The sequence below is a fragment of the Pseudonocardia sp. DxW genome (assembly GCF_058448985.1).
Genome location: NZ_JBZFLK010000012.1, coordinates 56,560 through 76,564, shown reverse-complemented (window position 1 = coordinate 76,564; position 20,005 = coordinate 56,560). Strand labels below are relative to the sequence as shown.

18 protein-coding genes and 2 pseudogenes are annotated in these 20,005 nt (G+C 74.3%); 17 read left to right on the top strand and 3 right to left on the bottom strand.

Annotated features, from left to right (window positions below; genetic code table 11):
- Positions 1-46 precede the first annotated feature (46 nt).
- Positions 47-574: a hypothetical protein gene (locus tag ACVJO7_RS19630; RefSeq protein WP_491674191.1), complete on the top strand. Its 528-nt coding sequence runs from the start codon at positions 47-49 to the stop codon at positions 572-574.
- 195 nt (positions 575-769) lie between these two features.
- On the opposite strand, the pseudogene ACVJO7_RS19625 reads toward ACVJO7_RS19630, so the two are convergent.
- Positions 770-916, bottom strand: a pseudogene (locus tag ACVJO7_RS19625) (helix-turn-helix domain-containing protein); the annotation flags it as partial.
- Positions 917-1,182: 266 nt separating this feature from the next.
- Here ACVJO7_RS19625 and ACVJO7_RS19620 point away from each other — a divergent pair.
- From ACVJO7_RS19620 to ACVJO7_RS19550, 15 genes and pseudogenes are all read left to right on the top strand, one after another.
- A complete protein-coding gene (locus tag ACVJO7_RS19620) occupies positions 1,183-1,683 on the top strand; it encodes a dimethylamine monooxygenase subunit DmmA family protein (protein ID WP_491674089.1) in 501 nt (166 codons plus the stop codon).
- Positions 1,680-1,814 carry a hypothetical protein gene (locus tag ACVJO7_RS19615; protein ID WP_491674088.1) on the top strand — a complete coding sequence of 45 codons (135 nt, stop codon included), beginning with the start codon at positions 1,680-1,682 and terminating at the stop codon, positions 1,812-1,814. The genes ACVJO7_RS19620 and ACVJO7_RS19615 overlap by 4 nt, the downstream gene beginning before the upstream one ends.
- 305 nt (positions 1,815-2,119) lie before the next feature.
- Entirely contained in the window at positions 2,120-2,494 is a 375-nt protein-coding gene (locus ACVJO7_RS19610; RefSeq protein ID WP_491674187.1) for a 2Fe-2S iron-sulfur cluster-binding protein, read from the top strand.
- Positions 2,495-2,542: 48 nt separating this feature from the next.
- Positions 2,543-3,355, top strand: a pseudogene (locus tag ACVJO7_RS19605) (heme-dependent oxidative N-demethylase family protein); the annotation flags it as partial.
- Positions 3,356-3,488: 133 nt separating this feature from the next.
- A complete protein-coding gene (locus ACVJO7_RS19600; protein WP_491674087.1) occupies positions 3,489-4,841 on the top strand; it encodes an ammonium transporter in 1,353 nt (450 codons plus the stop codon).
- 214 nt (positions 4,842-5,055) lie between these two features.
- A complete protein-coding gene (glnT, locus tag ACVJO7_RS19595) occupies positions 5,056-6,426 on the top strand; it encodes a type III glutamate--ammonia ligase (protein WP_491674086.1) in 1,371 nt (456 codons plus the stop codon).
- A gap of 24 nt (positions 6,427-6,450) precedes the next feature.
- On the top strand, positions 6,451-7,356 hold the full coding sequence (locus ACVJO7_RS19590) for a class II glutamine amidotransferase domain-containing protein (protein WP_491674085.1): 906 nt from the start codon (positions 6,451-6,453) through the stop codon (positions 7,354-7,356).
- A complete protein-coding gene (locus ACVJO7_RS19585) occupies positions 7,344-8,033 on the top strand; it encodes a glutamate synthase (RefSeq protein WP_344023315.1) in 690 nt (229 codons plus the stop codon). Before ACVJO7_RS19590 ends, ACVJO7_RS19585 begins: the two co-directional genes overlap by 13 nt.
- The gene (locus ACVJO7_RS19580; protein WP_491674084.1) at positions 8,033-9,352 is read left to right on the top strand and encodes an FMN-binding glutamate synthase family protein; all 1,320 of its coding nucleotides are present in this window, start codon (positions 8,033-8,035) and stop codon (positions 9,350-9,352) included. The genes ACVJO7_RS19585 and ACVJO7_RS19580 overlap by 1 nt, the downstream gene beginning before the upstream one ends.
- On the top strand, positions 9,349-10,533 hold the full coding sequence (locus tag ACVJO7_RS19575; protein WP_491674083.1) for an NAD(P)/FAD-dependent oxidoreductase: 1,185 nt from the start codon (positions 9,349-9,351) through the stop codon (positions 10,531-10,533). The genes ACVJO7_RS19580 and ACVJO7_RS19575 overlap by 4 nt, the downstream gene beginning before the upstream one ends.
- Positions 10,530-11,183: a helix-turn-helix domain-containing protein gene (locus ACVJO7_RS19570; RefSeq protein WP_491674082.1), complete on the top strand. Its 654-nt coding sequence runs from the start codon at positions 10,530-10,532 to the stop codon at positions 11,181-11,183. Before ACVJO7_RS19575 ends, ACVJO7_RS19570 begins: the two co-directional genes overlap by 4 nt.
- A 1-nt stretch (position 11,184) precedes the next feature.
- Positions 11,185-12,219, top strand: a complete 1,035-nt coding sequence (locus ACVJO7_RS19565; protein WP_491674081.1) for a DNA polymerase IV — start codon at positions 11,185-11,187, stop codon at positions 12,217-12,219.
- Position 12,220: 1 nt separating this feature from the next.
- Positions 12,221-12,700 (top strand): hypothetical protein, encoded by a 480-nt coding sequence (locus ACVJO7_RS19560; protein ID WP_491674080.1) that lies wholly within the window; start codon positions 12,221-12,223, stop codon positions 12,698-12,700.
- Positions 12,701-12,822: 122 nt separating this feature from the next.
- Positions 12,823-13,854 carry a thermonuclease family protein gene (locus ACVJO7_RS19555; RefSeq protein ID WP_491674079.1) on the top strand — a complete coding sequence of 344 codons (1,032 nt, stop codon included), beginning with the start codon at positions 12,823-12,825 and terminating at the stop codon, positions 13,852-13,854.
- A gap of 100 nt (positions 13,855-13,954) precedes the next feature.
- Entirely contained in the window at positions 13,955-15,589 is a 1,635-nt protein-coding gene (locus ACVJO7_RS19550; protein ID WP_491674078.1) for a flavin-containing monooxygenase, read from the top strand.
- A gap of 15 nt (positions 15,590-15,604) precedes the next feature.
- On the opposite strand, the gene ACVJO7_RS19545 is transcribed toward ACVJO7_RS19550, so the two are convergent.
- Both ACVJO7_RS19545 and ACVJO7_RS19540 read right to left on the bottom strand, forming a co-directional pair.
- A complete protein-coding gene (locus ACVJO7_RS19545; protein WP_491674077.1) occupies positions 15,605-18,307 on the bottom strand; it encodes a helix-turn-helix transcriptional regulator in 2,703 nt (900 codons plus the stop codon).
- Positions 18,308-18,447: 140 nt separating this feature from the next.
- Positions 18,448-19,512, bottom strand: a complete 1,065-nt coding sequence (locus ACVJO7_RS19540) for an NAD(P)-dependent alcohol dehydrogenase (RefSeq protein ID WP_491674076.1) — start codon at positions 19,510-19,512, stop codon at positions 18,448-18,450.
- 104 nt (positions 19,513-19,616) lie between these two features.
- On the opposite strand from ACVJO7_RS19540, the gene ACVJO7_RS19535 reads away from it, so the two are divergent.
- A complete protein-coding gene (locus ACVJO7_RS19535) occupies positions 19,617-19,982 on the top strand; it encodes a hypothetical protein (RefSeq protein WP_344022341.1) in 366 nt (121 codons plus the stop codon).
- Positions 19,983-20,005 lie beyond the last annotated feature (23 nt).

Here is a 20,005-nt window from a genome sequence, read left to right as displayed (position 1 = left end):
TCGCTCACCGGTGGCCGGGTCGGTGACCAGCCCGGGGGAACGAGACATGGCCATCCAGCCCGATACGGGTGTCGGCAGCGGCGTGCCCGGCGGGCCGCGCTGGGACGAGGTGTTCACCCCCTCCGACCTCGGCAGCGGGGTGTTCGACGTGCGCTGGGACCTGCGGCCCCGGCTGCGGCGCTGGCTCGCCACCCAGGACCTGCCGACCGCGTCCGGCCGGGAGGCGCACCGGCCCGCGGTCGACGCCTGGGCGATGCTCGACGGCGGGGTGATCGCGGTGTCCGCGGTGACCCTGCCCGCCGGCCCCGGCCCGTCGCCGGCGCCGTCCTCGCCGCTGCTCGGCCCGGGCATGCGGGTGATCGGGTACCGGACGCTGCGGCTGCTGATCGACCGGCTGGAGCTGCCCGGCCCGGCGCAGGCGCTGCGCGGCGAGCACCTGGACGTGCCCGGCGTGGTCGCCGACCTCTACGACGCCCGCCGGTCCGACGCCGAGGCGACCGAGCAGGCCGAGCTGCTGGCGAGCTGCACCGACCGCTCCACGCTGCGCTGGGTGGTCACCACGCTGCGGGTCTGACCGCCGTCCCGGCGTCGTCGTCGTGGGCGACGACGGACAGGAAGCGGATGGGGAGCTCGAGCAGTTCGCGCCGAGCAGGGTGTAGTCGTGCCGGACGCGGGTGCCGCGGGCGACGATGCGGGCGCCGGCCCCGGCGGGGGTGAACACGGCCTCGCGGGGGGTGTCGGCGTCGCGGAACAGGGAGGTGACCGGCACGTCGAGGGCGTCGGCGAGGCGGGCGAGGGTGGTCAGGCTGCAGGAGGTCTGGGCGTTCTCGATCTTCGAGAGCATCGGTTTGGAGATCCCGGTGCGCACGGCCATCTCGGCCAGGGTCGCCCCGGACGCCTGCCGGATCCGCCGCATTTCGTCCCCGATGACCTGCTCCACCGTCCGGTCCCGGCCGGGCGGGCGGCGGCGCCGGCCGGTCTCCGGCCGGACGTCCAGCAGGGCCGCCAGTGCCGCGGCCGGCGCGTCGCGGTCCGGGCGCTCCCCGGTGACCAGCGCGGTCAGCACGGTGCCGTCGACGTACGCGACGGCGGCCCGCGCGGCGTCGGTGCCCACCCGCCCGGCCAGTACCGCGGCCAGCCCCTCGATCCGGCCCAGCGGCAGCGGGCGCAGTCCCGGCCGGTGTGCCGCCGCCAGCTGCAGCTCGAGGTCCGCCACCCGGCGTCGACCGGGCGGCGCGGCGGGTCCTCGTCCTCGCCGTCGGCGACGGCGCCGCCACCGTCGCCCGGGCCTGGAGCGCCGAGGCCGGAGCGGCCGGGATCCCGGCCGAGCAGCTGTCCGCCGCGGCGGCCGGTCCGCTGCTCGGCGAGCTCGACACCCGGCTCGCCACCGCCCGGGTCGGGATCCGGCTGATGGTCGCCGGGCCGGAGTGCGACGTGCTCCGGATCGGAGCGGTCGCGCTCGCCCACGGCCTGCTGACCGCCGAGACGACCACGTTCGCCACCGACGACCGGGTGCGCCGGGTGTGGTGCCCGCACTGCGACACCACGACGACGGCCGAGGTCCCGGTCGGCGGCCGCACCGGCTGCGCCGGCTGCGGCCGGACGCTGCTGGTGCACCATCACGTGTCCCGTCGCGAGGGCTGCTACCTGGGCTTCTCCGCCGACGCCGAGGAGGCGTCGTGACCGGCCCACGCACGCTGCTGGTGCGGGAGAGCACCGAGATCGTCCCGGGGATCCGCGAGCTGGCCCTGGCCGATCCGGCCGGCCGGCGGCCGCGGCGGCTCGGTCCGGCTGCACCGGCTGCGGGCCGGTGACCGGATCGTCGCCGACGGCCCGCGCAGCGCGTTCGCCCCGGTCGCCTCGGCCCGGCGGCACGTGCTCGTCGCCGGCGGGATCGGGGTGACCCCGATGCTGGCGCACGCCCGCACGCCCGCACGGCCGTCCGGCACCGCAGGCCGGTCGAGATGCTGTACGTGCACCGGTCCGGGACCGGCGCCTACCGGTCCGAGCTGGCCGGCCTGCTCGGGGACCGGCTCACCGCCGTGAGCGGGCGGGCCGCGTTCGCCGCCCGGCTCGAAGCGCTGCTGGTGCGCCGGCCGCTCGGTACGCACCTCTACACCTGCGGCCCGGAGAACCGCTCGTCGATCACGTCCTCGACCGCGCCGCGCGGCTCGGGTGGCCCGCCGGGCGGCTGCACTCCGAGCGGTTCACCGCCCCGGAGCCGGTACCCGGCGTCCCGTTCACCGTCCGGCTGGCGCGTTCCGGGCGGGACGTCGCCGTCCCCGGCGGCGCGAGCCTGCTCGACGCCCTACTGGCCGCCGGGGTCCCGGTGGCGCACCTGTGCCGGCAGGGGGTGTGCGGCGAATGCCGGGTGCCGGTGCTCGGCGGCACCCCGCTGCACCGCGACGAGTTCCTGGCCGAGGACGAACGGCACGGCTCGGTCATGTGCTGCGTCTCCCGCAGCGCGTCCGACACCCTGGAGGTGGACCTGTGAGCCCGACCGGTTTCCCGTTCCCGTTCCGCGAGGACCGAGCTCGTCGAGCGGGAGCGCATCCTCGCCGCCGATCCCGCGCGCTGCACGGTGCTGCCGCACATGGCCGGGGCCTGCTGGGACGCGCTGCTGACCGTGCTGCACGAGCTGGCCGCCCAGGATCCGGCGACCTTCACCCTCGACGAGCTGGGCGGCGGCCGGTTCGCCTGGTCCAACCGCCTGCTCGGGACCACGCAGGTGTTCACCGACGGCGACGACGCGAGCGTCCCGGGCGGCCCGCTGAGGTTCCTCTGCTCGCGGGTCCAGGACGACGTCGTGCTGCTCGACCAGCGCGAGGGCGCGCTCTGGGTGGACGCGGGCCTGGTCACCTTCGCCGCCGACCGGTCGCTGCGGTTCGACGTCGGCATGCGGTTCCTCGAGGTGCACGGCCCGGTGCCGCGGGTGCACACCGAGGGCGTCATCGCCCGCGCCGAGCGCTTCCTCATGCGCCTGCAGCCCGGCCAGGAGTACCGGCGCACGAACTGGACGATGTCGGTCGACCGGCGGCTCGACCAGTCGCCCGAGCCCTACCCACTGTGGAGGCCGGACCGCCGGCTGGTCGCCGGGGTGCCCGACGACGAGCTGGCCCGGCGGCTGCACCTGCGGGTCGAGGTGCAGCACCTGATCCGGCTGGGCGAGTCCGGCGCACTGCTGTTCCTGATCCGCACCCACCTCGCCCCGCTGGCGGAGATCGCCGCCGTGCCGGCCTGGCGGGTCCGGCTCGGCCGGGTGCTGTCCGAGCTGCCCGACGACATCGCCGACTACAAGGGACTGACCCGGTTCCGGGACCGCGCCGCGGGGTTCCTGCTCGGCAGCGCGGCCTGATCACCCAGTCGTGTCAGCCTCGTAACTCTCGTTAACTGGTGTGAAACGGATGTCCGGTTTGCTTCGCCCACGACGTTCGTCCCTTCCGCCGGGTCCGGCGGGTCCCTGATCCCCACTCACACCGGAGTTGCCCGTGCCCGCAGCAGATCTCGCGTGGTTGCTCGCCGCATTCGCGCTGGTCCTCCTGATGTTCCCCGGCCTGGCACTGTTCTACGGCGGGATGACCAGCAGCAAGAACGCCCTGAACATGATCATGATGGTGCTGAGCACGCTCGGGATCGCCTCCGTGCTCTACGTCCTGCTCGGGCACAGCATGGTCTCCGGTGACTCGCTCGGCGGCCTGGGCCTGATCGGCAACCCGGTCGAGTACCTCGGCTTCGCCGGCGTGCACGACGACGCCGGTTCCGGCGGCCCGGAGAACGTGTTCTGGGCGGCGTTCTTCATCCTGTTCGCCGCGATCACGATCGCCATCGTGGCCAGCGGCGCCGCCGGCCGGATGAAGTTCTCCGCGTGGCTGGTGTTCGCCCCGGTCTGGCTCACCCTGGTCTACTTCCCGCTCGCGCACTGGGTGTTCGCCGCCGACGACGAGGAGGCCGGCGTCACCGGCGGCTGGATGCTCAACAGCCTGGAGCTGCACGACTACGCGGGCGGCACCGCGGTGCACATGAACGCCGGCGTCGCGGCGCTGGCACTGGCACTGGTCCTGGGCAAGCGCCGCAACCAGGCCGAACGCCCGCACAGCCTGCCGCTGGTGGTGCTCGGCGCCGGCATCCTGTGGTTCGGCTGGATGGGCTTCAACGGCGGCACGGCGGGCGGCGCGAACTTCCTCGCCCAGTACGTCATCCTGACCACGCTGCTCGCCGGCGCCGCGGGCATGGCCGGGTTCTGCCTGGTCGAGCGGCTGCGGGACGGTCACGCCACCACCCTCGGCCTCGCCTCCGGCATGATCTCCGGGCTGGTCGCGATCACCCCGTCCGCGGACGCCGTCAACTCGATCGGTGCGCTGCTGGTCGGCTTCGCCGGTGGTGCGGTCGTCGCCTGGGCGTGCACCTGGAAGAAGAAGCTCGGCATCGACGAGACCCTCGACGCGTTCGCCGTGCACGGCGTCGGCGGCATCGTCGGCACCGTCTGCGTGATCCTGTTCGCCGCGTCCAACGCGCCGGCCGGGCTGACCGGGATCCTGTTCGGCGGCAGCTGGGACATCGTCTGGCGGGAGATCGTCGCCATCACGGTGACCTGCGTGTACTCGTTCGGGATGACCTACCTGATCGCCTGGGCGCTGGACCGGACGATGGGCCTGCGGGTCGACGACGAGACCGAGCTGGAGGGCCTCGACGTCACCGTGCACGCGGAGAGCGCCTACGACTTCGAGCGGGGCAGCCGGATGGGCACCGGCCTCGCCGCCACCGCCACCCCGGGCCCGTCCGGGGCGGCCGCGGAGCCGGGAACCTCCGGGGCGTCGCAGAGCAGTCCCGCGGCCACCTGACGGCCCGGTCCACCGGATCCACCCTCCGCACGACCACCGCCCGGCCCGCCTCGACCGCGGGCCGGGCGGTGCTGTCTCGGGGGGACGTTCCCGGCCCGTCATCCGCCGTCACGCGCCGGAAACCCAGCGAATATCCTAGCGCGATATTGTGTTTCCCACTGAGATACCAGACACTGGGCCGCCGAGTGTCGCCGGAGCGCCCGAAGGAGCCCCCATGACCCTCACCTCGCCGTCACCGGCGCGCACCACGACCACCGATCCCGCAGCGGGCCCCGCCGATCTCGCCGGCCGCGCCCGGGCCGACGGGATCCGGTTCCTGCTCGCCCTGTTCGTCGACCTCACCGGCAAGCCGTGCGCGAAGCTGGTGCCGGTCGAGGCCGTCGACGAGCTGGTCACCGACGGCGTCGGGTTCGCCGGGTACGCGGTCGGCGCGATCGGCCAGCAGCCGTGCGACCCGGACCTGATCGCGATCCCGGACCCGGCCAGCTACACGCCGCTGCCCTGGGTGCGCGAGGGCCTCGCCCTGGTGCACTGCGACCCGCACGTCGAGGGCGTCCCCTGGCGCTACGCGCCGCGGGTGGCACTGAAGGCGGCGATCGCCGGGGCCGCCCGGCGCGGCCTGGAGCTGCGCGCCGGGGCCGAGGTCGAGTACTTCCTGGTGTCCCGGGACGCGGACGGCACGCTGTCCCCCGCCGACTCCCGCGACGACGCCGCCCGCCCCTGCTACGACGCCCGCGGCGTGACCCGGATGTACGACCACCTCACGACCGTCTCGACCGCGATGAACGCGCTCGGCTGGGGCAACTACGCCAACGACCACGAGGACGCGAACGGCCAGTTCGAGCAGAACTTCGGTTACGCCGACGCGCTCACCACCGCCGACCGCGTCATCACCGCCCGCTACCTGATCTCGGTGCTGGCCGAGCAGCGCGGGATGATTGCCACCTTCATGCCCAAGCCGTTCGCCGACCGCACCGGCTCCGGCATGCACCTGCACCTGTCGCTGTGGTCCGGCGACGACCCGCGCTTCCCCGACGACACCGATCCGCGCGGCTTCGGGTTGTCGGCGCTGGCCTACCAGTTCCTGGCCGGCGTGCTCGACCACGCACCGGGCATGCAGGCGGTGCTGGCGCCGACGGTGAACTCCTACAAGCGCACCGGCGCCACCTCCACCCGGTCCGGCGCGACCTGGTCGCCGCGGCGCGCCACCTACGGCGGCAACGACCGCACACACTTCGTCCGCATCCCGGACGGCGACCGGATCGAGTTGCGCGGCGGCGACGGCTCGGCCAACCCGTACCTGGCGCTGAGCGTCGCGCTCGCCGCCGGCCTGGACGGCATCGACCGGGCCGCCGATCCCGGGCCGCCCGGCACCGGGCCGGACGCCGTCGTCCGGCCGGACCTGCCGCCGACGCTGCTGCACGCCGTCGAGGCGCTCGGTGCCGATCCGGTCGTCACCGGTGCGCTGGACGTGGCCGGCCCCGGCGTCGCCGGCTACCTCGCCGAGGTCAAGCGGGAGGAGTTCTTCGACTGGCACGGCACCGTCGGCTCCTGGGAGCACGACCGCTACCTGACCGCCTTCTGATCCACCGAGCCGAGGGAGCCGCCCGTGTGCGGGATCGTCGGACTCCATCTGCGCGATCCCGGGCTGTACCCGCAGCTCGGACGCCTGCTGGAGACCATGCTGTGCCAGGTCGCCGAGCGCGGCCCGGACTCCGCCGGGGTCGCCGTGTACGGCGACCGGCGCCGCTGCCCCGAGGGGCACGCGGCCGTGTCGGTGCTGCTGCCGCCGGGCGTCACGCCGGACGACGCGGCCGCCGCGGTGCGCGCCGCGCTGCCCGGCGGGCCGGACCCGCTGGTCACCGCGGCCGGGGACACCACGGTGCTCGCGGCGCCGGTCGGGACCGCCGAGCTGGTCGACGCCGTGCGGACCGCCGTGCCCGGCGGCACCGTCGTCGGATCCGGCACCGATCTCGCCGTCTACAAGGGGACCGGCGCACCGGCCGGCCTGGCCCGGACCTACGACCTGCGGTCCGCGCAGGGCTGGCAGGGCCTGGCGCACACCCGGATGGCGACCGAGTCCGCGGTGACGCCGCAGGGCTGCCATCCGTTCTCGGTCGGGCCGGACCAGTGCCTGGTGCACAATGGCTCGTTCGCCAACCACGCCACGATCCGGCGCGAGCTGCGCGCCACCGGGGTGGAGTTCGACTCCGACAACGACTCCGAGGTCGGCGCCCGGTTCGTCGCCGCCCGGCTGGCCCGGGGCGACGACCTGGACACGGCGCTGCGGCTGCTCTGCGAACGCTTCGACGGGTTCTACACCCTGCTGGTGACCAGCGCCGACGGGTTCGCCGTTGTCCGCGACGCGATCGCCTGCAAGCCCGCGGTGATCGCCGAGACCGACGCCTGGGTGGCGATGGCGTCGGAGTACCGGGCGCTCGCCGGGCTGCCCGGCGTCGAGTACGCCCGGCTCTACGAGCCCGAACCGGAGAAGGTCTACGCATGGACACGCTGACCGCCACGGCCACCGTCGATCTCGCCGTCAGCACCGTGCGCGCGCTCAACGCGGCGCTGCACGCACCGGCGTCGTCGCACTACGAGGTGCACAACCCGGGCGGCGCGCACGCGATCGCCGCCGGGATCGCCGCCCCGCTGACCGTCGACGTCCGCGGGCACGCCGGCTACTACGCGGCCGGGATGAACGACGGCGGCACCGTCACCGTGCACGGCAACGCGGGCACCGGCGTCGCCGAGAACATGATGTCCGGGCTGGTCCGGGTGACCGGCGACGCGTCGCAGTCGGCGGGCGCCACCGCGCACGGCGGCCTGCTCGTGATCGGCGGCTCCGCCTCCATGCGGTGCGGCATCTCGATGAAGGGCGTCGACATCGTGGTCGGCGGCGACGTCGGCCCGATGAGCGCGTTCATGGCGCAGGCCGGGCGGCTCGTCGTGTGCGGCGACGCCGGCGACGGGCTCGGCGACTCGATCTACGAGGCCCGGCTCTACGTCCGCGGCTCGGTCGGCGAGCTCGGCGCGGACTGCGTCGAGAAGCCGCTGCGCGACGAGCACCGGGCCGAGCTGGCCGGGCTGCTCGCCGCCGCCGGGCTGGACCACGATCCGGCGGAGTTCCGCCGCTACGGCTCGGCGCGCCGGCTCTACCACTTCACCAGCACTCGCTCCGGGAGCTACTGATGGACCCCGCCAGCCGCGGCCTGCGCGAGTCCGCCACCTTCGACCGCGCCACCATGGCCGGCATCCGGCGGGCCGCCGACACCGGCGTCTACGACATCCGCGGCTGGGGCGCCAAGCGCGCCCTCCCGCACTTCGACGACCTGCTGTTCCTCGGCGCCTCGATGTCGCGCTACCCGCTGGAGGGCTACCGCGAGCGGTGCGCCACCGACGTCGTGCTCGGGGACCGCAACGCCCGCCACCCGCTGCACCTCGACATCCCGGTCACGATCGCCGGGATGAGCTTCGGCGCGCTGTCCGCGCAGGCCAAGGAGGCGCTCGGGCGCGGCGCAAGCGAGGCGGGCACCTCCACCACCACCGGCGACGGCGGCATGACCGACGAGGAGCGCGGCCAGTCCCGGCACCTCGTCTACCAGTACCTGCCGTCCCGGTACGGGATGAACCCGGCGCACCTGCGCTCCGCGGACGCGATCGAGATCGTCCTCGGGCAGGGCGCGAAGCCAGGCGGCGGCGGGATGCTGCTCGGCCAGAAGATCTCCGACCGGGTCGCCGCGATGCGCACCCTCCCGGCCGGGATCGACCAGCGCTCGGCCTGCCGGCACCCGGACTGGACCGGGCCGGACGACCTGGCCATCAAGATCCTGGAGCTGCGCGAGATCACCGACTGGCGCACGCCGGTCTACGTCAAGATCGGCGCCTCCCGGACCTACTACGACGTGAAGCTGGCGGTGGCCGCCGGCGCCGACGTCGTCGTCGTCGACGGGATGCAGGGCGGCACCGCGGCCACCCAGGAGGTGTTCATCGAGCACGTCGGCATCCCCACGCTGGCCGCCGTCCCGCAGGCCGTGCAGGCGCTGACCGAGCTGGGCCTGCACCGGAAGGTGCAGCTGATCGTGTCCGGCGGGATCCGGACCGGCGCCGACGTCGCCAAGGCGATGGCGCTCGGCGCCGACGCCGTCGCCATCGGCACCGCCGCACTGGTCGCGCTCGGCGACAACGATCCCGGCCGGGCGGACGAGTACGAGGCGCTCGGCTCGGCGGCCGGCTTCTACGACGACTTCCAGGACGGCCGCGACCCGGCGGGCATCTGCACCCAGGACCCGGAGCTCGCCGCCCGGCTCGATCCGGTCGAGGGCGGCCGCCGGCTGGCGAACTACCTGCGGGTGCTCACGATGGAGGCGCAGACCATCGCCCGCGCCTGCGGCAAGTCGCACCTGCGGAACCTGGAACCGGAGGACCTGGTCGCGCTGACCGTCGAGTCCGCCGCGATGGCCCAGGTGCCGCTGGCCGGGACGTCCTGGATCCCCGGGGCGCCGTCGTGAGCACCGCCGACGTGGTGATCGTCGGCGGCGGGCTGGAGGGCTGCGCGACCGCCTGGGCGCTGGCCCGGCGGGGGGTGACCGACGTCGTCGTCGTCGAGCGGTCCACCGTCGGCTCCGGCGGCACCGGCAAGTCGTCGGGCGTCGTGCGCTGCCACTACGGGGTGCGGTCGCTGGCCGCGATGGCGACCCGCAGCCTGGACGTCCTCGAGAACGCCGCCGAGGTGCTGGGCACCGACGTCGGGTTCCGCCGGACCGGCTACGTGGTCGGCGTCGGCGAGCCGAACGTCGCCGCGCTGCACGCGTCGATGGCCGACCAGCGCTCGGTCGGCGTCCGCACCGAGAGCATCGGCCACGCCGAGGTGCAGCAGCTGTGGCCGGTCGCGGACCTGACCCCGTTCGCCGCGTTCGCCTGGGAGGAGCGCGGCGGCTACGGCGACGCCTACCGGACCGCGCAGGGATTCCTGGCCGCCGCCCGCGCGGCCGGGGTCCGGCTGCGCCAGCACAGCCCGGTCACCGCGCTGACCACCGACGGCGACCGGATCACCGGGGTCACCCTCGCCGACGGCACGTCGATCGGCGCCGGCACCGTCGTCGTCGCGGCCGGGCCGTGGTCGGCCGGGCTGCTGGCGCCGCTCGGGATCGACCTGCCGATCACCGTGCACCGTGAACAGCTGGTGATCATCGATCCGGGATCGGCGCTGGGCCCGGTCCCGGTATTCTCCGATCTCGTGTCGCTGCAGTACATCCGCCCGGAGGGCGACGGCGCGATCCTGTTCGGCAACTCCGACCTGTCGGTGCTCGAACCGGCCGACCCGGACCGCTACCCGGACCGGGCGGACGACGCGTTCGTCGAGCAGGCGATCGGCAAGGTCGGTACCCGGCTGCCCGGCCTGGCGGATCCCGCGGTCGCCACCACCTACGCCGGCTGCTACGACGTGACACCCGACTTCAACCCGGTGATCTCCCGGACCGGGCCGGACGGCCTGGTCGTCGCCGCCGGGTTCTCCGGGCACGGGTTCAAGATCTCCCCCGCGGTCGGCACGCTGGTCGCCGACCTGGTGGTCGACCGGACGAGCTCGGTGCCGGAGATCCCGGAACGCGACTTCCGGCTGTCCCGGTTCGCCGAGGGGGACCTGCTGCGCAGCCCTCACCCCTACGCCGGGGCCGGCGAGATGCGATGACCGGCGAACCGGAGGACCCGGAGATCGATCACGGCCCCGCGCTGCGCGAGATCGACCAGCCGGCGCCCGAGGAGGGCAGGCTGGAACGCGCGATCGGGGTCCAGGTGCGGCGGATCCGGCAGGCGTCCGGGGCGACCCTGGCCGAGATGGCCGTGCGCACCGGGATCTCCAAACCGATGCTCTCGAAGATCGAGAACGCCCAGACCTCCTGCAGCCTGACCACCCTCGCCCGCCTCGCCGACGCCCTCGACGTGCCGGTCACCTCCCTGTTCCGCGACGCCGACACCCCCCGCGAGGCCGTGTTCACCCCCGCCGGGGCCGGCGCCCGCATCGTCGCCCGCGGCACCCGCGTCGGGCACGACTACACCCTGCTCGGCGCACTGCGCGGACCGCACAAGCGGATGGAGGCCCACCTGGTCACCCTCACCGAGCACAGCGAGGAGTTCCCGCTGTTCCAGCACCCCGGCACCGAACTGCTCTACATGCTCGAAGGACGCATGGTCTACGGCCACGGCGAGACCGGCTACACCATGGCCCCCGGCGACGCCCTGCAACTCGACGGCGAAGGCACCCACGGCCCCCGCGAACTGCTCGAGCTCCCCATCCGCTTCCTGTCCGTCGTCGCCTACGGCGAGGTCTCCGGGATGTGAGATGAGCCGGTGGATCCTGCACGCCGATCTCGACCAGTTCCTGACCGCGGCGGAGGTGCTGCGCCGGCCCGAGCTCGCCGGACGCCCGGTGGTCGTCGGCGGGCACGGCGGTCCCGACGCGCGGACCGTCGTCGCGACCGCGTCGTACGAGGCGCGCGCGTTCGGCGTGCGGTCCGGCATGCCGATGGCGGCGGCCCGCCGGCGCTGCCCGGACGCGGTGTTCCTCCCGTCGGACACGGCGTACTACCAGCGGGTGTCCGACGACGTGATGCGTCTGCTGCGTGGGCTAGGTGAGCCGGTCGAGGTGATCGGCTGGGACGAGGCGTTCGTCGGCACCGACGGCGATCCCCGGGCGCTCGCGCAGCGGATCCGGGAGACGGTGGCCGGCACCGGGCTGTCCTGCGCGGTCGGGATCGGCGACAACACGCTGCGGGCGAAGACCGCGACCGGCTACGCGAAGCCGGGCGGCGTGCACGAGCTGACCGCGGCGAACTGGTTCGGCACGCTCGGCGCCGAGCCGCCGGAGGCGCTGCCCGGGATCGGCCGGGCCACCGGCCGCGCGCTGGCCGGGCTGGGCATCACGACGGTCACCCGGCTCGCCGAGTCCCGCCCCGGCGACGTCGCCGCCGAGCTGGGGCCGCGACGCGGCCCGTACCTCGTCTCGCTCGGCCGCGGGATGGGGCGCACCGAGCTGGACACCGGGCCGTGGGTGCCGCGCTCGCGCAGCCGGGAGACCACATTCCCGGCCGATCTCACCGACCGCGCGGAGCTGCACGCGGCCCTGCGCACGCTGGCGTTGCGGGTCGCCGACGACGTCGTCGGGGAGGGACGGGACTGCGTCCGGGTCGGCATCCGGGTCCGGACCCGCAGCTTCCGGACCAGCACCCGCAGCCGGGGCCTCGATCCGCCCGGCCGGGACGCCGGACCGATCGCCGCCGTCGCCGCGACCCTGCTCGACGAGCTCGACCCGGACCGCCCGGTCCGGCTGCTCGGGGTGCGCGCCGAGCTGGCCGCCCCCACCGGAAGGACCGTCTGACATGCCCCGCATCGGGATCACCGGCCACTCGAAGCTCACCCCCGGCTCGATCCCGCTGGTCGCCGACGCCCTGCGCGCGGAGCTCACCTCGCACCCGGCGCCGCTGGTCGGGCTGTCCTGCCTCGCCCGCGGCGCGGACCAGCTGTTCGCCGACGCCGTGCTCGCCACCGGCGGCGACCTGGTTGTCGTGCTGCCCTCCCGCGACTACCGGGAGCTCAAGATCAAGCCCGGGAACCGGGACGAGTTCGAGCGGTTGCACGCATGCGCCACCGAGGTACGGGTGCTCCCCTTCGACACCGCGGACCGGGCCGCCTACGCCGCCGCCGGACGGGCCGTGCTCGACGACGCCGACCTGCTCGTCGCCGTCTGGGACGGCGCCCCGCCGGACGGGACGGGCGGCACCGGCGACACCGTGCGCGAGGCCCGGGAGCGAGGGCTCCCGGTCCGCGTCGTCTGGCCCGAGGGCGCCGCCCGGCTCTGATCCGGTGATCATCACTTCTGATGATCACCGGCGCCGGTGCGATAACGAGCCGATCCCGGCACCGACATGCCGGGCGGCGGTGCGCCCGGAATCAGGCCGGTCGCCCGGATCAGGAGGACGACGTGCGGCGTGCAGTGAGGGCGGCGGCGATGCTGCTGACCGCCTCGGTGACGGCCGGGATGCTCAGCGGCTGTGACGCGGCGCGGGCGACCGTGTCACGGGTCGTGGACGGTGACACGGTCGACGTCGTCGTCGACGGCCGGGAGCAGCGGATCCGGCTGCTCAACATCGACACCCCGGAGACCGTGCACCCGGACGAGGACGTGCAGTGTCTCGGCCCCGAGGCGGCCGCACATCTGCGGTCGCTGCTGCCGGCCGGCACCGAGGTCGAGGTGCTCGTCGACGAGGAGACCACCGACCGCTACGACCGGGTGCTCGCCGGGATCCGGCTGGACGACGGCCGGCTGGTGAACGCCGAGATGGCCCGTGCGGGTCTGGCCCTGCCGATGCAGGTGGGCGCCAACGACCGGTTCCTGCCGGAGGTCGAGCAGGCGCACGCCAAGGCGGTCGCCGCCGGGCGGGGCCTGTACGACCCGGAGATCGGCTGCACCGTCCCCGGCCAGGTCACGGCCGTCGAGGCGGCGGCCACCGGCCTCGCCACGCCGGCCGGGGCGGGCACCGCGGAGCAGGCCGACACCGCCGCCGCCGGAGCGGCCGCGGTGGCCGCGACCGCCCTCGCGCTGCACTCCGCGCTGAGCTCCGACGCCCCGCGCGACGGGCTGGTGTGGGCGGCGGTCCGCGACCGGGACGACCGCCCGGCCATGGCGCAGCGGGCCCGGACGGCTGCGGGTACCGCCGAGGACCGGGCCGACGGCCACCGGGCGACGGCCCGCGAACTGCGCACTCCCCCGCCGCCGCCCGCCCCCACCACCAGCCCGCGACCCACGACCGGATCCACCGGCGGTACCGCGAGCGCGCCCCGGCAGTCGCCGGCCACCCGGCAACGGCCCAGGCCGGCGCCCGCACCGGCACCGGCTCCCGCACCGGCACCGGAGGTCCGCGACTCCGGCAGCTCCGGCGGCTCCGGCGGGCGGCCCGGCTACACCGGCCCGCGCTGCTACGCCCCGGGCGGCAAGACCTGGACGCCCTGCTGATCCAGCCCAACCCCCCACCCCTACGGGTGGGACCACCCCTCCCCTCTTCCTCGCATGGTGTGTGCACGGACACATCCACCCGCGAGGAAAGGGACCGTCGATGACGACAGCTCCGTCCACCGACTCCGACACGAAGGCCGTCGAGCAGCTCGACGCCGTCGTCCTGGGCGCCGGCGTCGCCGGGCTCTACCAGCTGCACCAGCTGCGCGAGCAGGGCCTGAACGTGCGCGCCTTCGACGCCGCGGGCGACGTCGGCGGCACCTGGTGGTGGAACCGCTACCCGGGTGCGCGGTTCGACTCCGAGGCCTACATCTACCAGTACCTGTTCGACGAGAAGCTCTACACCGACTGGAGCTGGAGCGAGAAGTTCCCCGGCCAGCCGGAGATCGAGCGGTGGCTGCACTACGTCGCCGACCGGCTCGACCTGCGCCGCGACATCACGTTCAACACGAAGATCACCAGCGCGCACTTCGACGAGGACCGGGGCCGCTGGACCGTCCGCACCGATGCGGGCCACGTGCTGGACACCCAGTTCTTCGTCAGCTGCGCCGGGATGCTGTCGGCACCGCTGACCGACCAGTTCGAGGGCCAGGACTCGTTCGCCGGGCAGCTGGTCTACACCTCGTCGTACCCGGCCGGCGGCGTCGACGTGGCGGGCAAGCGGGTTGGTGTGGTCGGGATCGGCGCGACCGGCATCCAGGTGATCCAGACGATCGCACCGGACGTCGGGCACCTGACGGTCTTCGCCCGCACCCCGCAGTACGTGCTGCCGATGAAGAACCCGCGCTACGGGCCCGAGGAGCAGGCCGCCTACAAGGCCCGTTTCGCCGAGCTGAAGGCGACGATCCCGCACACCTTCACCGGCTTCGAGTACGACTTCGAGCACGCCTGGGCGGACTGCACGCCGGAGCAGCGGCTGGAGATCCTCGAGGAGACCTACCAGGACGGCTCGCTGAAGCTGTGGCTGGCCGGCTTCGGCGAGATGTTCTTCTCCGAGGAGGTGTCGGAGGAGGTGTCGGAGTTCGTCCGCGACAAGATGCGCGAGCGGCTGGTCGACCAGCACCTGATCGACGTGCTGGTGCCCACCGACTACGGGTTCGGCACCCACCGGGTACCGCTGGAGAACGGGTACCTGGAGGTCTACCGCCGGGACAACGTCGATCTGATCGGGGTCAAGGACAACCCGATCGCCCGGATCCGCCCCGAGGGCATCGAGCTCACCGACGGCACCGTCGTCGAGCTGGACGTGATCATCCTGGCGACCGGGTTCGACGCCGGCACCGGCGCGCTCACCCGGATCGACATCCGCGGGCGCGACAGCCGTTCGCTGGCCGACGAGTGGGGCCGCGACATCCGGACGACGATGGGCCTGGCCAAGCACGGCTACCCGAACCTGCTGACCACCGCCGTCCCGCTGGCCCCGTCGGCGGCGCTGTGCAACATGACGACCTGCCTGCAGCAGCAGACCGAGTGGATCACCCGGGCGATCCGGGACCTGCGGGTCGAGGGCAAGTCGGTGATCGAGCCGACCGAGCAGGGCGAGGACGCCTGGGTCGCGCACCACGAGGAGACCGCGGGCGCGACCATCGTGGTCAACACGACGTCGTGGTACCTGGGCTCGAACGTGCCCGGCAAGCCGCGCCGGCTGCTGTCCTACATCGGCGGGGTCGGCACCTACCGGCAGCTCTGCGAGAAGGAGGCGGCGGACGGCTACCCGGCGTTCGAACGGCGCTGAGCCGGCGGCACCGGATCAGGCGAGCAGCCCGTGCCGGCGGGCGACCGAGACCGCCTCGGTCCGGTTGCCGGCGCCGAGCTTGCCGTAGATGTTCTTCAGGTACCACTTCACCGTGTTCACGGTGACCGACAGCGACCGGGCCACCTGCTGGTTGGTCCGGCCGACGTCGATCATCCGGAGGATCTCCAGCTCGCGGCCGGTGAGATCGACCGACGCGGTGGACGCGGTGGCGGCCCGTTCCCCGAGCAGCGCCTCCAGCTGCTCGGGGAGCGGTGCCGCCCCCACCGGCCAGTTCCCGGCCGCGGCCCGCACGACGAGCCGTTCGAGCACCGCCCGGACGGCCGGGCCGCCGTCGCGCACGATCTGCGGCACCCGCTCGGCGACGACCCGGTCGAGCACGCCGGCCAGCGTCCGTTCGGCGGCCATCCGCAGCGCGGCCCGTTCCTGGACCCCGGCGAGCTGCACCGACAGCACGGTCGCCGACCGGACGCAGCCGCGGGCGGCGTCGGACCCGACCAGGTTCTCCAGCAGCGCGGCCGCGCCGTCGTGGTCGCACTCCGCGGACAGCACCGCGGCCAGCGACGAGGTGCGCAGCCGGTCGATCGCCTCGGCGATCCCGCCGTGCCGGCACGAGCCCTCCGGCAGCTCCTGGGCGACCCGGCGGGCGTCGCGGACCTTGCCGGCGTCGAGCAGCTGCACGATGCGCTCCGCCCCGATCGCGGCCCGCAGCCGGACCAGCCCGAGGCGTTCGGCGACCTGCGCGCCCTCGGCGAGCAGCTCGGCGGCCTCCGCGACGGCGCCGCGCCGGGCCCGGACCCGGGCCCGCAGCGCGTACCCGGCGGCCATGAACTCGACGACGCCGCTCTCCGCGCCCAGCTCGCCGCACTCCTCCAGGAGCCGCTCGGCGGCGTCGATCCGGCCCCGCATGTAGTGCAGCTCGCCGAGCAGCGCGGCCGCCAGCCGGGCCGCGTGCGACCGCTGCCCGGCCGAGCGGCGGGCCAGCTCGACGGCGTCGGTGAGGTGCTCCTCGGCGGCGTCGACGTCGAGCTGGGACAGCGCGGCGATGCCGGCGAAGCAGCGCCCGTACACGGCCGCGAACGAGCCGGTGGTGCGGTCGTGGAACGGGCGCGCCCAGCGCTGGCGCTCCCGGGCACTGCCGTGCCGGGTGGCGTGGAAGTCGCAGAAGGTCTGGATGTTCGCCCCCACGGCGACCACCCACGGCCGGTGCTCCCAGGGCCGGTCGAGGCTGCGCCGGACCAGGTCCTCGGCCCGGTCGGTGCGGTCGTTGTAGATGTCGATGCACGCCTGCACGACGTCGGCCTCGATCTCCATCGCGGCGTCGCCGTGGGGCAGCGCCGAGCGCAGCAGGTCCAGCGTCGCCTGGGCCGCCGTGGTGCGCTGGAGCAGGCAGTTCGCCCAGGCCACCGCCATCAGCAGGCGGGGCCGGTCGTCGGCGGCAGTCGGCGGGAGCCGGTTCATCAGCCCGAGCAGGCTGACCATCCGGCTGTGCTCGACGAACGACATGGCGTGCTGCTCGACGAGATCGGTGGCCCGGCCGACCTCGCCCGCGGCGAGCGCGTGGCTGACCGCCTCCGGGGCGAGCCCGGCCCGGGCGAACCAGTCGCTGGCCCGCAGGTGCAGCGCGGCGACCCGGTCCGGGTGGTCGCGCCGCAGCCGTCGTCGCAGGTGGTCGGCGAACAGGTGGTGGTAGCGGAACCACTCGCGCTCGTCGTCGAGCGGCCGCAGGAACAGGTTGCGGATCTCCAGCTCCTCCAGCACCGCCTGGCCGTCGGAGCGGCCGGTGAGCTCGCCGGCGAGCTCGCCGCAGAGCCGGTCGCACACCGAGGTCGCGAGCAGCGCGTCGAGGATCTCCGGCGGCAGCGCGTCGAGCACGTTCTCGGTGAGGTACTCCCCCACCGAGTGGTGCCGGCCGGAGAAGCCGCGGATCAGCGCCTCCGGGTCGGCGCAGTCGCGCAGCGACAGCGACACCAGCTGCAGCGCGGCGACCCAGCCGTCGGTGCCCGCGGAGAGCCGGGCGACGTCGTCGCCGTCGAGGGTGAGCCCGTTCAGCTCGACCAGGAACTCGCGGGCCTCGGCCAGGTCGAAGCGCAGCGCGTCGGCGTCGATCTCGACGAGCTGGCCGCGCACCCGCAGCCGGGACAGCGGCAGCCGGGGGCGGCGCCGGCTGGTCAGCACGACCGAGAGGTTCGGCGGGGCGAAGTCGAGCAGGTGCACCAGGGCGTGGTGCACCGCGGCGTCGTCGATCAGGTGCCAGTCGTCGAAGGTGAGGACGACCGGCGCGGCGACCGCCCCGATCAGCTCCAGCAGCGTGGCCAGCACGTAGCGCTGGGTGTCCTCGGCGTTCTGCTCGATCAGCTCGGCGAGGTCGCGCAGCGGCTCGTCCGCGCCGGGCAGCACCCGGCGGACCGCGCCGAGCAGGTGGGACAGGAACCAGTGCGGGGCGTTGTCGTCGTCGTGCAGACCCAGCCAGGCGATCAGCGCGCCGTCGGCTTCCAGCTCGCGCAGCCGCTGCACGGCCAGCGTCGTCTTGCCGTACCCGGCGGGTGCGTGGATCACCACCAGCCGGGTCGCCCCGTCGGCGCGCAGCCGGTCCAGCAGCCGCTCGCGTTCGATCACGTTGTGCACGTGGGTCGGCGCGCGGAAACGCGTGGAGACGTTGCGTGGAACCGTGCGGCCGACCGGTTCCAGAGCCGTCATCGCCCCACCTCCGTGAGGATCACCGGGCGTCCCTGCCCGGACACCGATGGTACGCAGGTCGACGGCCGCCGTGACCCCGACGACCGGAGTGGATCCGCCCCGCCCGCACCGGGCCGGATCCGGCGCGGGCGGGGCGAGGCTCAGAAGGTGACCAGCGGTTTGATCACGTTGTCGGACTTGGAGGACATCAGCTCGAACGCCTCGTCGACCCGGTCGAAGCCGAACCGGTGGGTGGTCATCGGCGTCGGGTCGACCCGGTCGGAGAGCATCAGCCGGAACAGCCGCTGCATGCGCAGGTTGCCGCCGGTGCACAGCCCGGTCCGGATCGACTTGCCGTTCATCCCGAGGCCGAAGGCGTCCAGCGGGAGCTGCAGCGGGTTCGGGTTCTCCCCGTGGTAACCGATGTTGGAGACCCGGCCGCCGGCCTTGGTCACCCGCAGGCACGCCTCGAAGGTCTGCGGGAAGCCGAACGCCTCGATCGCCGCGTCCACGCCGACCCCGCCGGTCATGTCCATGATCTGCTCGACCGGGTCGCCCGCGGTGAAGTCGACGATGTCGTCGGCGCCGAACTGCTTGGCCAGCGCCTGGCGTTCCGGCCGGGACTCCACGGCGATGATCCGGCCGGCGCCGAGCCGGTGCGCGCCGATCGTCGCGCACAGCCCGACCGGGCCCTGCGCGAACACGGCCACCGTGTCGCCGATCTCGATCGACGCGTTCTCCGCGCCCATGATCCCGGTGGAGAGCATGTCGCAGGCGTAGGCGGCCTTCTCGTCGGACAGCTCGTCCGGGATGGGGGCCAGGTTCCCCTTCGCCGCGGGCACGACGAAGTACTCGGCCATGTTGCCGTCCATCTGCGCGGTGTAGCGGTACCCGCCGAGCGGGCCGCCGCACTGGCTGGTGTCCCCGCGTTGACAGTAGTCACAGCGGAAGCACGGGGTGACGGCGTTGACGGCCACCCGCTGGCCCTCGGTGAATCCCTCGACGGCCGAGCCGAGCGCGTGCACCACGCCGACCGCCTCGTGCCCGAGCGTCGCGCCGTCGGCGACCGGCAACGCGCCCTTCACGGTGTGCACGTCGGAGGTGCAGATCAGGGCCGCCGTCGTCCGGACGACCGCCTCCTCCGGCCCGGGCACCGGGATCGGCTTCTCGACCACCGCCGTCCGGCCGACCTCGGTCATGACGAACGCACGCATCGTCGGGCTCATGCTGGACCTCCCTGTCCGGTGTGACGGTGCCCACCGTTGCAAGGACGCCGGCACCGTGGCCCCACCCCTTCGGGTGGGCGCACCGGATCGGGGACACTCCGCACGTGACGACGTGGACGGCCGACGAGTGCGCCGAGCAGTGGGGCGTGCAGGTGGGGACCTGGAACTCCTACGTGAGCCGCGGGCAGGCGCCCGCGCCGCTGCCGGCGCCGGACGACGCGGGCCGCCGGGTGTGGGACGCCGCCGCGGTCCGCGCGTTCCCGCGGCCGGGCGCCGGGCACCGCCGGACCTCGGCGGCCGCGGAGGAGCTGCTCGCCGAGATGGCCGAGACCGGGGCCCGGATGGCGGAGCTGCGGGACCGGCAGCGTGAGCTGCTGCGGGCCGGCCGGGACGCCGGCTGCGAGATCCGCGCGATGTCCGAGGCGCTCGGGATCTCCCGGCAGACCGCGTACGCCTGGTTGAAGAACTGACGATCGTCGTCGACACTCCCCCG

What these genes read in the sequence shown, in the direction of transcription:
- ACVJO7_RS19630 (WP_491674191.1), top strand. Translation starts at nt 47, where the DNA reads ATGGCCATCCAGCCCGATACGGGTGTCGGCAGCGGCGTGCCCGGCGGG.
- glnT (WP_491674086.1), top strand. Translation starts at nt 5,056, where the DNA reads ATGACCCTCACCTCGCCGTCACCGGCGCGCACCACGACCACCGATCCC.
- ACVJO7_RS19585 (WP_344023315.1), top strand. Translation starts at nt 7,344, where the DNA reads ATGGACACGCTGACCGCCACGGCCACCGTCGATCTCGCCGTCAGCACC.
- ACVJO7_RS19580 (WP_491674084.1), top strand. Translation starts at nt 8,033, where the DNA reads ATGGACCCCGCCAGCCGCGGCCTGCGCGAGTCCGCCACCTTCGACCGC.
- ACVJO7_RS19570 (WP_491674082.1), top strand. Translation starts at nt 10,530, where the DNA reads ATGACCGGCGAACCGGAGGACCCGGAGATCGATCACGGCCCCGCGCTG.
- ACVJO7_RS19565 (WP_491674081.1), top strand. Translation starts at nt 11,185, where the DNA reads ATGAGCCGGTGGATCCTGCACGCCGATCTCGACCAGTTCCTGACCGCG.
- ACVJO7_RS19560 (WP_491674080.1), top strand. Translation starts at nt 12,221, where the DNA reads ATGCCCCGCATCGGGATCACCGGCCACTCGAAGCTCACCCCCGGCTCG.
- ACVJO7_RS19550 (WP_491674078.1), top strand. Translation starts at nt 13,955, where the DNA reads ATGACGACAGCTCCGTCCACCGACTCCGACACGAAGGCCGTCGAGCAG.
- ACVJO7_RS19545 (WP_491674077.1), bottom strand. Translation starts at nt 18,307, where the DNA reads ATGACGGCTCTGGAACCGGTCGGCCGCACGGTTCCACGCAACGTCTCC.
- ACVJO7_RS19540 (WP_491674076.1), bottom strand. Translation starts at nt 19,512, where the DNA reads ATGAGCCCGACGATGCGTGCGTTCGTCATGACCGAGGTCGGCCGGACG.